Source organism: Guptibacillus hwajinpoensis, assembly GCF_020171785.1.
Lineage (GTDB): Bacteria > Bacillota > Bacilli > Bacillales > Guptibacillaceae > Guptibacillus > Guptibacillus sedimenti.
The window spans coordinates 48,256-61,869 of sequence record NZ_JAIVAE010000014.1; the positions used below are offsets into that span (position 1 = coordinate 48,256).

Annotated in this window: 16 protein-coding genes and 1 other annotated feature (1 of these 17 only partly in view); of the genes, 3 read left to right on the forward strand and 13 right to left on the reverse strand. The window is 38.9% G+C overall.

Annotation, left to right across the window (positions count from 1 at the left end; genetic code table 11):
* Positions 1–8: 8 nt before the first annotated feature.
* From LCL91_RS18420 to LCL91_RS18465, 11 genes are all read right to left on the reverse strand, one after another.
* A complete protein-coding gene (locus tag LCL91_RS18420) occupies positions 9–1,091 on the reverse strand; it encodes a Ger(x)C family spore germination protein (protein ID WP_224884502.1) in 1,083 nt (360 codons plus the stop codon).
* Positions 1,088–2,182 (reverse strand): GerAB/ArcD/ProY family transporter, encoded by a 1,095-nt coding sequence (locus LCL91_RS18425; RefSeq protein ID WP_224884504.1) that lies wholly within the window; start codon positions 2,180–2,182, stop codon positions 1,088–1,090. The genes LCL91_RS18420 and LCL91_RS18425 overlap by 4 nt, the downstream gene beginning before the upstream one ends.
* 21 nt (positions 2,183–2,203) lie before the next feature.
* Positions 2,204–3,694 carry a spore germination protein gene (locus tag LCL91_RS18430; RefSeq protein ID WP_224884506.1) on the reverse strand — a complete coding sequence of 497 codons (1,491 nt, stop codon included), beginning with the start codon at positions 3,692–3,694 and terminating at the stop codon, positions 2,204–2,206.
* A 121-nt stretch (positions 3,695–3,815) separates the two neighbouring features.
* Positions 3,816–5,258, reverse strand: a complete 1,443-nt coding sequence (locus tag LCL91_RS18435; RefSeq protein WP_224884508.1) for an NADP-dependent isocitrate dehydrogenase — start codon at positions 5,256–5,258, stop codon at positions 3,816–3,818.
* Positions 5,259–5,518: 260 nt separating this feature from the next.
* Entirely contained in the window at positions 5,519–6,094 is a 576-nt protein-coding gene (locus LCL91_RS18440) for an SCO family protein (protein ID WP_224884510.1), read from the reverse strand.
* A gap of 160 nt (positions 6,095–6,254) precedes the next feature.
* The gene (locus LCL91_RS18445; RefSeq protein WP_224884512.1) at positions 6,255–7,028 is read right to left on the reverse strand and encodes an SDR family NAD(P)-dependent oxidoreductase; all 774 of its coding nucleotides are present in this window, start codon (positions 7,026–7,028) and stop codon (positions 6,255–6,257) included.
* 74 nt (positions 7,029–7,102) lie between these two features.
* Positions 7,103–7,420: an ArsR/SmtB family transcription factor gene (locus LCL91_RS18450; protein ID WP_098446544.1), complete on the reverse strand. Its 318-nt coding sequence runs from the start codon at positions 7,418–7,420 to the stop codon at positions 7,103–7,105.
* 94 nt (positions 7,421–7,514) lie between these two features.
* The gene (locus tag LCL91_RS18455; protein ID WP_224884514.1) at positions 7,515–7,961 is read right to left on the reverse strand and encodes an NUDIX hydrolase; all 447 of its coding nucleotides are present in this window, start codon (positions 7,959–7,961) and stop codon (positions 7,515–7,517) included.
* Between the two features lie 155 nt (positions 7,962–8,116).
* Complete coding sequence (locus LCL91_RS18460; protein WP_160921092.1) at positions 8,117–8,257, reverse strand: hypothetical protein; 141 nt, start codon at positions 8,255–8,257, stop codon at positions 8,117–8,119.
* A 23-nt stretch (positions 8,258–8,280) separates the two neighbouring features.
* Positions 8,281–8,403 (reverse strand): hypothetical protein, encoded by a 123-nt coding sequence (locus LCL91_RS22085; RefSeq protein WP_255462049.1) that lies wholly within the window; start codon positions 8,401–8,403, stop codon positions 8,281–8,283.
* Between the two features lie 105 nt (positions 8,404–8,508).
* Positions 8,509–8,799 carry an ArsR/SmtB family transcription factor gene (locus tag LCL91_RS18465; protein WP_160921200.1) on the reverse strand — a complete coding sequence of 97 codons (291 nt, stop codon included), beginning with the start codon at positions 8,797–8,799 and terminating at the stop codon, positions 8,509–8,511.
* A gap of 318 nt (positions 8,800–9,117) precedes the next feature.
* Here LCL91_RS18465 and ctaG point away from each other — a divergent pair, with 318 nt between their 5' ends.
* Together ctaG and LCL91_RS18475 are read left to right on the forward strand one after the other, a co-directional pair.
* Entirely contained in the window at positions 9,118–10,023 is a 906-nt protein-coding gene (gene ctaG, locus LCL91_RS18470) for a cytochrome c oxidase assembly factor CtaG (protein WP_224884516.1), read from the forward strand.
* On the forward strand, positions 10,013–10,258 hold the full coding sequence (locus tag LCL91_RS18475) for a hypothetical protein (protein WP_224884518.1): 246 nt from the start codon (positions 10,013–10,015) through the stop codon (positions 10,256–10,258). The genes ctaG and LCL91_RS18475 overlap by 11 nt, the downstream gene beginning before the upstream one ends.
* A 226-nt stretch (positions 10,259–10,484) precedes the next feature.
* On the opposite strand, the gene LCL91_RS18480 is transcribed toward LCL91_RS18475, so the two are convergent.
* Positions 10,485–10,949, reverse strand: coding sequence for a hypothetical protein (locus tag LCL91_RS18480; protein WP_224884520.1), 465 nt, complete (start codon positions 10,947–10,949; stop codon positions 10,485–10,487).
* Between the two features lie 145 nt (positions 10,950–11,094).
* On the opposite strand from LCL91_RS18480, the gene LCL91_RS18485 reads away from it, so the two are divergent.
* Positions 11,095–11,829 (forward strand): TraR/DksA C4-type zinc finger protein, encoded by a 735-nt coding sequence (locus LCL91_RS18485; RefSeq protein ID WP_224884522.1) that lies wholly within the window; start codon positions 11,095–11,097, stop codon positions 11,827–11,829.
* A 31-nt stretch (positions 11,830–11,860) separates the two neighbouring features.
* On the opposite strand, the gene argS is transcribed toward LCL91_RS18485, so the two are convergent.
* Positions 11,861–13,543, reverse strand: a complete 1,683-nt coding sequence (gene argS, locus LCL91_RS18490) for an arginine--tRNA ligase (protein ID WP_224884524.1) — start codon at positions 13,541–13,543, stop codon at positions 11,861–11,863.
* Between the two features lie 63 nt (positions 13,544–13,606).
* Positions 13,607–13,614, reverse strand: a binding site (T-box leader); it runs 210 nt beyond the window's last position.

The window sequence follows — 13,614 nt, forward strand, 5'->3', positions numbered from 1 at the left end:
TTCATTTTTTATTCAATCACGCCAGATTCCGTAACCGTTACGTTCATTTTAAATGAAATATCCATGTCAGGGTATTTCTGTCTCCAATCCTCCTTATTAAAATCTCCTCTCGTGACACTTCTTACAGCATTACCAATTCCAAGTGGATCAATATTTTGGGTTTGAAATTCTTCAATCATGTCCATTCCCCTTTTTTCGATATCTTCTTCCATCGCCCTTTCAATTTCTTTTAACTTAGCAGGCGTAAGCTTCTGACCGGAATATTCTTTAATAACCCCAAGAACTTTTCCATGAATTTCAATTTTATTACTCCCCACTTTCTTTAAGTTAAGGTTTCGCTTTGAAGCAATATTATATATAGCTGCATGTTCTTCTTCATTTACTTTGACAGTAAAAGAATCATTGCTCGAAAATTTCTGATGAAGAACTTTAAACGTGAAAAGATGTTTGGCATCAATTGATCCAACCATTCGATCTCCTTGAAATAGAGCAAGCCCAGTGATTTTCACCTTATCTTCATCCAGTTCAACTAGAGGAAGGAAAGGATCATTTCCTTCAGAATAATAATTGTATAAAAAATCATGAAGGTTAGTTTGCGGGAGCATTCCATGCTTGCTATTGTGACTCAGGGTATCATGAATAAATGTACCTGTGTCGACATTGCCATAGTTTGTCCTTAGTAACGTTTCCATATCGCTATTAGAAATCCCTAAAAAAACTCTCGACCCTATAGAAGGATCTCTTTGAAGCGTATCTACTAATTCCATAATGCCTTCTGTCTCAGCTATATCTTTACTAAATAGCGCGACTTCGAGTTTCCCACTTACGAACGGTTTTGGGGATTCTGAGTTGTATTGACTTCGTATTTCTTTACTAAGTGCTGCTGTTTGAACAAAAACACTATTATCAACTCTTCCATCAGCTTGATATTGAGGGGCTACCGCAACCCCTTTTATAAGACCTTCCTCGTTTTCTTCTTCAGGAAGATCATAGCCAATAATCGTAACCATTTGAATATCATCCAGGATACTTCGTTGAACACATCCTGTTAGGAGTAACATACTCACAATGAAAATGAACAGTCGAGTCATCCTGATCTTCCCACCTTACTTTTGATGTACTGAAAGACAAATACAAATGGTACATAAATGTAGACAAAATAGAAACCGACCTTACTTGTATACTGATTCAAAAGGTCGATACTTTCTCGTCGTGCAAACAAACTGCTACTAATTAAGATAAGGACTAATATTGGAATGGTTGCGTTTTGCTGACTAACTCTTGACAACCTTCTAATCCCTCTACCAGCAGCCCAAATGGTAATGCAAAGATTCGGTAAGATCACAAGTGCCCATGAAGCAATTCCGATATATTCAAATCGCTGTACAAAAGGCATTTCAGCAATTTTCCAAGTCGTTAATGTTGCCCAGATCGTTTTTTGGAGTTGTTCTGGACTAAAAAATGCGATTGTCGTGATCATGACAGTCGTATAAATAAAAACAGTCAATAAATGACCACCTTGTGCCCATCGATGAGATTTTTCTGGCTCTTTGATAAACGGTAGATACATAAAAAGAGTTGTAAAACCTAAATAGGAAAGAGAGGCTCCTTTGACTCCCTCATACAACTCCATTAAGGAGTGATTGAAGATAGGAAGTAGATCACGAAAATGTCCATAGAACAAAGGAAATATCATGGTAAGAACCAGATAAAAAGGAATGACCACACCAAAAAAGGAGATCCCAGCTACCACTCGAAAACCCCCAGATAAACAATAGTAAACAAGGAGTAAGAACACTGTTCCAAAAATCCACTTATTTAAATCTGGAAACATCCAAACTTGAACCACCTCAATATACGTTCGTAGAACCGTTATACCCATCGCAATAAAATACACGATAGCAATTAAGCTTAGTAATCCGCCGATCCATTTTCCGAAAAGGTTATGGTGTAAGGAGATGAGATCCCCCTTTTCCTTCATCATAATTTTATAAATCAGAAAAATGATAAGGTTCAAGCTAAGTCCCGCTGCCAATACTGAAATCCAGGCATCGTTGCCTGCATATTTGGTACTAATTCGTTGAAACCCCATTACCCCTACGCCTACTTGGACAGAATGGACAAGGTAAAAGACGAGAAATGGAGATACCTTATATTGATCTTTTACTTCCGGTCCTGCCATATAAAGCATCTCCTTTCCATTTTATTCATGAAAGTCATTTTTCTCTTTCTCAGTAACAGTTTTAAATCGCACGGTATCTTCTGATTGCAAATGAATCGGACGCTTATTCTGGAATTTTAAAGGCAATCTGATAATCGCATCTTTTAAATCCTGAACACGTAGGGGATAAAGCGGCTCAAGAAAAGGTCGACCTAAGGATTTGAGCTTAAGAAGATGAGCGATTAAGAAGCAAAAACATATGGTTACCCCAAGAAGCCCCCACAGATGAGCGAATAGAAGAAACGGAAAGCGTGTTAAACGAATCGTATTACTCATTCGATAAACAGGGGTTGTAAAAGATGCCAGTGCTGACAGCGCGACAATAATCAGCAAGACGTTACTCGTTAATCCAGCTTCAACCGACGCTGTTCCAATCACAATACCTCCTACAATACCAATGGTTTGCCCAACTTTGGTAGGTAACCTTGCTCCAGCTTCTCTTAATAGTTCAATTGATAATTCTAGAAAGATCGCTTCTAGTATTGGTGGAAGCGGAATGCGCTGCCTTGAACTAACTAACGTACTGAGTAAATCTTTTGGAATTAACTCATAGTGATAGGTTAACGTCGCTACATAAACCGGCGTCACAAGTATGGAGAACAAAATAGCAAAAATACGAATCAAACGAGCACTTGATGCAACGATCCAGTTAACAAAATAGTCTTCAAATGCAGAGAAAAACTCGACCAGAGTTGTTGGTCCGATCAATGCCTGTGGTGAACCATCTGAGAGTACAACAACTTTTCCTTCACACAAAACAGACGTGGCCCGGTCAGGTCTTTCCGTATCAATCAGTTGCGGAAAAGGAGAGTTTTTATCATCAGTAATTAACTGCATAATGACAGAGTTATCCACTATTTGGTCAACGTTAATATCTTCAAGTCTCTGTTTCACCGTATTAACGTTCTCTACGTTTGCAATACCATCAAGGTAGAGAACGACAACTTTTGTGTTTGTCAGCTTGCCAACCGTTACTTCGTAGGCTTTTAATTCATGAACAGGCAGGCGCTTTCTAATTAAGTGCAAGTTCGTATCAAGTGATTCAACAAAGGCTTCTTTTGAGCCGACCACTGTGAATTCCACTTCTGGTTGTGTAACAGCCCTAGCTTTTTTAACTTGTGATGGAATAAGGGCACATTCTGTTGCATTTGCATTTAATCGAATAATGACGAAGCCTCGCATCACTTTCTCACAGATCTCTTTCAGATCGCTCGAAAGAATAACACCTGGGATCGGCACTCTTTCTGGTATATCCTCCAATGTCTTTAATGGTTTTTCCACTAGGTATGGAAGGATATGATCATTTAATTCCGTTTCGTGAACAAGCGTTTTAAAGTAGTAAATAAAAAATGAACTATCCTGTTGCTTGCTTTCATAATGGAGAAAATCACCTGAATCCTGGAGATTGCGAATAAGCTCAGGTAGGTTTTTTAATTTTTCTGGAGAACGATTTTTTTTCAACCATCGAAACATTTTATTCACCACACATTCACGGTTTCTCTATGTAGTTTTTGCAATTCAGTTTAATTTATCCAATTCCTAAAAAATGTGCAGTAAAATAAAAAAGCGTGCCGATTTGGCACGCTTTCGTTCCTTATTGTCCTTGTGCTAATGAATAGGCAATTTTCCCATCAAAGCGGTATAAATTCTCAATCTTAATCCAGTCTAAATCCTCTGATTCAATTTGTGTTAATAACTCGCGAATGGCACCCTGCGTTTCTTTCTTTCCTTCAATTGGTTGGAATCTACAGCGCCAGTGATCGGATAAAAACGTTTCAGAGAATCCGTTTGGATATACTTTAACGCCACGATTTGTCATCATCACAAATTCATGATTGCTAGCTGATGCTGCACGCGTAAGCTTCTCAGCAATCTCGTCAATCGTTAATGTATTATTAAATAAAAATACATCTGTTCCATCAAGTTCACGTTCAGGAACATAGTTTGGACGATTCGTTTCTTCTTGATCATCAGCCACTTCTTTACTATATACGACAGGTTCTAGCACTGAAGGAGACTGACCAAGCCGCTCTACAACAGCATTAGCGAATTCTTTCGTTCCAACAGCGTCTTTTCCTTTTGCGATATCACCTGTTAAGACACCGTCCTCAATTGTTTTCAACCAGGCGTTATGAATCTTCTCTGCTGCTTCAGGCTGTCCAATATGCACGAGCATCATAATTGCCCCATGAAGCAGACCAGATGGATTTGCAATTCCTTTACCAGCAATATCAGGAGCGCTTCCGTGAATCGCTTCAAACATCGCAATTTGATCTCCGATGTTTGCAGAACCCGCTAAACCAACGCTTCCTGCAATCTGAGCTGCAATATCAGAAGCAATATCACCATATAAATTCAACGTGACGATCACATCAAATTCTTCTGGGGAATCAGCAAGACGAGCCATACCGATATCAACGATGTAACTATTCGCTTCAATATCAGGGTATTCTGCTGCAATTTCTTTAAATACCTGATGAAAAAGACCGTCACTTAATTTCATGATATTATCTTTCACAAGACAGGTTACTTTCTTACGATTATTTTTGCGAGCATATTCGAAAGCGTGACGAACAATTCGCTCAGAACCTGGGCGAGAAATGAGCTTCAAGCTTTGCACAACGTCTGGCGTTTGCTGATGCTCAATACCTGAGTAAAGGTCCTCTTCATTTTCACGAACAATCACAAGGTCCATATCTGGATGCTTGTTTTCAACGACAGGATGATAAGATACGCAAGGGCGAACGTTTGCATATAATCCCATCGCTGTACGTATTGTTACGTTTAGGCTCTTATAACCACCGCCCTGTGGTGTTGTAATGGGTGCTTTTAAAAGTACTTTTGTTCGACGCAATGAATCCCATGCTTCTTGAGGAATACCGGTTGAATTACCCGTAAGGTAAACTTTTTCTCCAACATCAATAAATTCAGGCTCAATCTCAGCCCCAGCTTGTTCTAAGATAGTTAGTGTTGCTTCCATGATTTCCGGACCGATTCCGTCTCCGGTTGCTACTGTAATTGGACGCTTTTCTGCCATGATCTTCTCTCCTTCTCTGGTCTATCAGCACTGAAAAAACCGGCAAGCTCTAGTAGAAACAATACCGAATCTTCCTAATATAGTGAACTTTCCATTCTTCAAGCTTCTTCAAACCTTTGCCTAATTCATGGAATTAACCAACATTTTGTTATCGCTTTCCAAGGTTATTATAGAAATCATGTTCTTTTTTGTCAATTTTACAGAGTTTTTGACTTCCCCATAAAAAAACCAGTCCTTTTTCTTGAAGGACTGGTTTTAACTTATTGTAAAGCTTTAACGTCATCGACAATTTCTTCATAAGGGACATTCGAAACGCCAGAATACTTTTTCACGACCACGCCATCTTTATTCACAAGATAAAAAGCAGTGCCATGAATAAATTGATCTGAATTTGGATCTGCATCTACAGCTGTTTTAAAACTACTCTCTGCGAAACGTTTAATTTCCTCATTATCGTAACCAGTTAAGAAGTGCCAGTTTGATAAATCGGCATCAAATTTCTCCGAGAACTTCATTAATTCTTCAGGTGTATCTCGCTTTGGATCAACAGAAAAAGATACAAGATCTACATCCACATCCGCTCCTGCAAGCTTATCCTGGAGTTGGGACATATTTGCTGTCATAGGCGGACAAACTGTCTCACAATTTGTGAAAATCAAATCAGCAATCCACACTTTTCCATCCAAATCACTTAAACCAAACTCGCTATTCGTCTGATCCGTATATGTAAAGTCCTGCACTTCCCAGTCAAGGTCGTCGGGAACATCCTTCCCACAAGCAGCAAGTATGACCAGTAGTGTCATTAATCCCGTAACGAATAAGAAGCGTTTCTTCATTAGATTAACCTCCATAGAAATTGGAATAATATTCTCTCTCTACCTTATCTCAAAATAAGGAAAGTTGCCATATCATGATTAAGATAGATGCGATCATTTCATGAACTTAAGCATGAATCCATCACGATTCATGCTTATCATTAGATAAAACAAATTTCATCTATTTTTCTTGTTGCATACGCCTCACGATCCCTGTTACAACTTTTCTAGGAATGAAGCGGATTGATTTAGCTAGAATTTTATTCTGTGTACCTGGAATAATGATACTCTTTCCGTTTCTTACTCCTTCATATCCTGCTTTTGCGACAGACATGGAATCCATTGTACCTCCATCAAAAAGTTTTGACTTCTCAAGGTTAGCACGGTTACTAAAATCGGTTCTTGTCGGCCCAGGGCACAAAGTTGATACGGTTACCCCCGTCCCCCTCAACTCATTTTCGATCGCTTCAGAAAAAGAAAGTACATAAGCTTTTGATGCATAATAGACTGCCATTAAAGGACCAGGCTGAAATGCAGCTGTAGAAGCTACATTTAGTATGCTACCTTTACCGCGTTCCGTCATCTCTTCCAAAACTAACTTCGTTAAATGGGTTAGAGAGTTAATATTTAAATACAGCATGTCCAATTCCTTCTGCAAATCGGTTTCTACGAACTTACCGAATAGACCAACACCTGCGTTGTTCACTAAATAATCTACTTTCTTTCCAAGACCTTTTACTTGTTCAAATAATTCACCAGCAGACCCAGGCTTTGCTAGATCACTAACGATTAGATCGACTTGCACACCATATTTTGATAATTCTTGTGCTCGTAACTCTAGCTTCTCTTTACTTCTCGCCACTAAAATTAAGTGTATGCCATCTTTTGCGAATAACGTGGCAATATCTGCCCCTAGACCTCCAGATGCCCCTGTAATTAATGCTGTTTCGGACATATCAAATCCACCCCTCATTTATTTCTTAAAGTTTAAACATTTGAACATATTAATTAATAAAGAAAGTAGAAGACTTAAAAGCAAGTCTCTTCTACTTTATCTAGTAGCATTTTCAATATAGCTACACCATCTTCAAGTTGAAGAGAATAGAAACGTGTTGTTCCTTTCTGTTCGACTGAAACAAGGCCAACTTCACGCAAAATTTTAAGATGATGTGAAATCGCTGGACGAGACAGGGTTGATTGCTCGGTAATCTCATTCACGCTTAGACAATCGTGTTCACTAAGTAACAGGATAATATCTTGCCTGTAGGGATCGCCAAGCGCCTGAAAGATCGGCGTACTTTTACGAAAAAGCTGACGCGCTTCATGATGGTCATTTTCTTTATTCATCACAGTAAGCCCCTATCTGTTTAAAAGTTTAAACATTTAACCTGATTTAAGCATATCCGATTGTCATAAACCTGTCAATGGACTTTACGCTAAGCTAATAGCCTAACTGTTTCAGCACAATTTGATGATTTGGATTTATGTTATCTGGCAAATCATTGATTTGAAAATATCTCACTTCAGATACTTCCTTCTCGTCTAATCTAAAATCATCACTTGCACACTGCCCAGAATAGACAGCAATCACACTAAAAACTTCATCCCCATTTGGGTATTGGTAATAAAGATTCTCTCCAGAAAAAATCGATTCAAAAGTTAAGTTTTGGATGGTTATTCCCAATTCTTCATAAGTTTCACGAGCTACCGTTTCTTCGAATGACTCTCCTGGCTCCATAAATCCGCCTGTTAATCCCCATCTTTTATTATCGGTCCTTTTTTGCATAAGAAGATTTGATTTTGATTGATCAAATAGCAGAATTGCTACACCTGGTAATATAAGTGGTCGACTCCCGACAAGCGCTCTAAGTTCCTGAATGTAATCCATAGCTCCTCCTAGAGAATAAATAGTGTTCCGGTTCATGAAAAAAAGCCTCTCGATCTATCGAAAAGGCTTGCTACCCATTACTAAACGCCCAAACCCAGTAGACTACTCCCCAGACTGCGCTTAACGCCAATAAAATAATCAGGAGACGAATATTTTTAGTTCTCATTATTCTCAATCTCCTCTTGCTCAACGGATTTTTCTTTCCGCTTTAACATGTATAAGAAAAATCCAAACATACCAAACACAACAAAGAAAAGTCCCGTTGACATATAAACTAAAATTGACCCTATATCCATATTAGCTCCACCTTTCTCAGGTACTATCCGCTGTATGATAAGTAAATAGACAATACCCCAATGACAATCATCGTTATAAAAGGTAGAACAAAGGCTAGGAAAATAACAGCAGATTCCGTTTTGTGCTGTTTTATTTTGGATAACACGAAGCCATTCTCCTTTCACTTTATCATTCACATCAATAGTATATCGAATATTCGCTTACCTTTTCGCTGCTTTCTTGAACGTTTCCGTACTATTCTAACATAAGTTCAATCATGACATGCATGATGAATCGCTTGATGAAGCAATGCCATCACATGTTGGTCGTCAGGAGAATAAAAGATACTTGTTCCGGCTCTTCTGAACTTAACTAATCGTAAGTTCTTTAGAAAGCGAAGCTGATGCGACACAGTCGACTGTGAAAGATGAAGGACATCTGCTATTTCACTAACAGCACATTCCCGATCAGCTAGTAAGTTCAAGATCCGTATCCTTGTAGGATCACCAAGAGCTTTGAAGGTTTGTGAAACAATGAAAAGCGTTTCTTCATCTAAATCCATTTCTTCATTTGTAAGATCCTTATCTTGATTATCCAAGTGAATCTCCCCCCGTTTCATTATATGAACAATTATTCATATTTCACTCTGTTGTCATTGTATGAAAGTCATCAGTCTATTGTCAACATCAGGCTGTCACGATTCCTTCACAGAAACTCTTGAACCTCCCTTGAGTTCACCTTCAATCCTTTTTACAATAGAAAGAGAAGAAAAAGTAAAGGCTTTCCTATCATAAGATAGGATGCCTGTTCATGATGTGGTATGATGAAAACGGTCAACATTTACGAAACAGTATTATGATCATAGATGGAGGTGTTCCTTATGTGGGAACAATTAACGAGCACGTTTTCGTTTAGTGCTCTCTGGAGCCCTGGAATTCTCGTAGCTGCGATTGTTATCGCTGGCTTCTATTTACTTCTTACAGGACCCTGGAAAGATAGCTTTAAAGACTCATCACCCTTCCCCCTTTATAAAAAGATCTTCTTCTTAATTGGGGTTGCCTTATTTTACATTGGACTCGGTGGACCATTATCACTAATGGGACATTTATTACTCAGTATTCACATGACTGAAATGGCTCTTGTCTATTTAGTGGCGCCACCTCTTATTCTCGTTGGGACACCCGCATGGTTGCTTCGACCATTACTAAATGTCAAAGTTATCCGCAAAATCGTTCAATTTTTTACTGTCCCAATTATTTCATTGCTTTTGTTTAATGGATTGTTTTCTTTTTATCACATACCAGAAATATTCGACTACTTAATGGTCCATTACACAGCTCAAAATTTCTATAAAGCAGCTCTGATTGTGACAGCTTTCGCGATGTGGTGGCCACTCGTCTGTCCAGTACCTGAATATGACACGTTATCAGGTGTAAAGAAGCTCGGCTATATTTTCGCAGATGGCGTTCTACTAACACCAGCATGTGCATTAATCATTTTCGCAACTACTCCACTTTACGCAACCTATACAGACCCGACCGTATGGGCCAATGCAATGGGATACTGTGTCCCTAGTGGCACAACCGTATCACCTGAACTATTTGACCAATTCAAGCCGCTAGGAATTATGGAAGACCAACAGCTAGGCGGAATCATCATGAAAATCATCCAAGAATTATCATACGGCAGCGCCCTTGGCTACATCTTCTTCCAATGGGCAAGAAAAGAACGCGAAAAAGACGCCGAAGAACTACAATCAGCAGAATTCAGAATGAGTGAGATTTAATAGAAAAGCGGAGTGGGCCCGTTTAAATCCGCAGGATGTTGGAGCCCTTTCGAATGAGACGCTTTTTGTCTCAATCGAAAGAGCGAAACAGCCGGAGGATTTGGCCCACGCAGCTAGACACGAAAAGCGGAGACGAGCGTTTAGAAACGGAGATATTGGAGTTCTTGAACTAGAACACGCCTTTGGTGTTCTGGTGAAAGAGCGAAATATCGCAGTTTCTGCGAGTCGCAGCTAGACATGAAAAGCGGAAGTGGGCGTTTAGGGTCGACAAACGCTGGAGGCCAATCAAAAGAACACGGTTTTTGTGTTCATTTGATTGGGTGAAGCGATCGAGACCCTGCCCACTGCAGCTAGACACGAAAAGCGGAGACGAGCGTTTAGAAACGGAGATATTATCTTAAACTAAAACTCATCGCTCAAAAGCCATGAAGCAAGTTTGCTTCATGGCTTTTTTGGTTCTTTTACACGTAGCGAATTAATAAAGTGCGTACCAAACTTCCAACACCCACTCCCAAAACGATACCAAAAATAGCGACAAATGTGGGTGGAAAAGGAATACCGCCTAAATTTGAAAATATGACTCCCACAGTAGAAAAATAAGCACCGGAAACAAAGGGGAGTGAAAGGTATTTCCTTGCTTGTTGACCGGACCTTTCTAAAGCACATAAATAGCTTTCATAAATGGCAAATAGATAAACACATGGATAAAACATCGCCCACTCATAATTAGTCACTTCAATTGCTTGAGTGGTTTTACCTTGAAAACTATAAAGAATATTCATGTTTAAATTTGCATTTACATTGATGACAAACTCTAAAACAATAAAAAAAGCACCTTTTAAATACATTTTATTTAAAATTTGTCCAAATCCGGGAAAGGCAATACTCCAAAGAAGAACTTCAAGTGGGTACACGTTTCTCTTCATCTCATCACCAGCTTCTCGTCAACTACCTCGTTACTTTTTCCAAATTAATGGTATTTCATCCATGCCTCATGGAATTATTTTCAGAAGTAACTCAAGGTATTTTAGTTCATACTACGTACATAAACAAACGAAAGGAGATTTTTCAATGCTAACGACAGGTCAACTCCGCTCATTTAAAAATACAATTCAAAAACGTATTAGAGCACTCAATGAAGAATTGGTTGATAATGATGAGTTTGGAATTTCTCAATCCTTTGTCCAACATTCTACGGGGGAACTTTCAAATTATGATAATCACCCTGGCGATACAGCTACAGAACTTTATGAGCGAGAAAAAGATCTTTCATTGAATGAACATGCGAAACAAGAATTAGCTGAACTTAACAATGCACTTGAACGTATAAGTAACGGCAAATATGGTAGATGTGAGATATGCGGAAATGAGATCTCCATCGAAAGGCTTTCCATTCTCCCCACTGCCAAAACCTGCGTCGAACATAGCCCGTCACAAAAAACGTCAAACCAAAGACCTGCAGAAGAAGATGTACTTGGTCAATCATTCAGTGAGCATATAAATGATGATGAAGAATCGAATTTTTTTGACGCTGAAGACTCCTGGCAACGAACCGCAAGATACGGAACATCTGAAACCCCTTCTGATTTTAATGATCAGCAAATGAGCTATGATCGCATGTATATCGATTCGAATGAACTAAATGGGTATGTTGAAGAAATCGAAACTTTTTTATCGGCTGATATTGACGGTAAACCCACTGGTGTCGTTCCTAATGAACGGCACGAACGATATGAGGATCAATTGGATGACTATGAAGAACAGGCTTCAGAAGGAATGATTGAAGATACTGATTTGAACAAGTGAAAGAAGCAACCCATTAATTTGGGCTGCTTCTTTACATTTCTTCAGGTGCATGAAGACCAAGTAATCGCAATCCCTCTTTCAAAACAATTGATACCGCCATAACTAGATGTAATCTAGCTTGTTTGGATGAGTTCTCTTCTAAAATACGGACTTGCCCATAGTATTTGTTGAAAGCACGTGAAAGTTCTAAAACAAATTTTGCGATTTGAGAAGGATCATATTCAGTAGCTGCTCGTTCAATCGCATGTGGGAACTGACGAAGTTTTGTGACCACTGACCAGGCTTCTTCACCTTCTAGCATTTCGACATTTTCTACTTTTTGATAATTCCCTTTACGTAGAATGGAACAAGCACGAGCGTGTGTGTACTGTACATATGGACCAGTTTCTCCTTCAACTCGTAACATATCTTCAAGGGAAAAGTCGATGTCATTTCGACGATCATTCTTTAAATCATGAAACAAGACGGCCCCAACCCCAATTTGTTCTGCAATAGCACTTTTGTTTGCTAAATCGGGATTTTTATCTTCAATATTTTCTTTTGCAAGTTCAATCGCCTCACTTAGCACCTCTTCAAGCAAAACGACTTTCCCTTTTCTCGTTGACATTTTCTTTCCATCTTTAAGCATCATCCCAAAGTTGATATGGTGCATTTGCTCTGCCCATTTGAATCCTAACTTTTTTAGAACTTCAATTAATTGTTTGAAATGAAGGCTTTGTTCATTCCCTACTACGTATAGAGATGCACTAAAGCCATATGTTTCATAACGATAAATCGCTGCTGCTAAATCGCGAGTGGCATAAAGAGAGGCTCCGTCCTTCTTTTTAATTAAGCATGGAGGGAGATCTTCTGCAAGCTGAACAACCATGGCACCATTGGATTCCACTAACAGGTCCTTTTCTTCTAGCATCTTAATCACTCGCTGCATTTTATCGTTATAAAAAGCTTCTCCATTTGTCGAATCAAATGTGATGCCCATGAGGTCATAAATACGATTAAACTCTTTAAGAGATTCTTCACGGAACCACTTCCAGAGCGTCACAGCTTCTAAATCGCCTTGTTCTAACTCTTTAAATGCCTTTCTCCCTTCATCTTCTAGTAAAGGATCAGCGGTTGCTTCTTCATGAAACAAAATATATAATTTAAGAAGTTCTTTAATTGTTTGTTCACGAACTTTTTGCTCATTCCCCCACTTACGATACGCCGTTATCAACTTTCCAAACTGCGTACCCCAATCTCCAAGATGATTAATTCGAATAGGACGATAGCCAACTTTTTCAACAATTAACGCTAGAGCATTCCCAATCACCGTTGAGCGTAAGTGTCCCATTGAAAAAGGTTTCGCAATATTAGGTGATGACAAATCGATCGTTACCGCCCCGGCTTTACCTAAATCGGAGCTCCCATACTCTTCTCCTTGACTAAGGACCTGATTAATAACATCACTCGTAACCATTTTCTTATTGAGAAACACATTGACATAAGGACCAACGGCGTCTATTTTCTCAAATAGAGGATCGTTCAATTGACTAGCAAGATTTGTCGCAATTTGATTAGGGGACATTTTTTCCAACTTAGCAAGTTGAAAACATGGAAATGCATAATCACCATGTGACTCATATTTCGGAATTTCAATGCGTTGCATTAATTCACTACTCTTTACTTTTCCACCGCATGCTTGAACGAGTTTGTCTGCAATGATCTTTTTATACATCTACATCTTCCTCCTTATGGCATTAAACGCTTTTGACTTAAACAAAAAAATCTCCGTCTCTCTAATAGAGA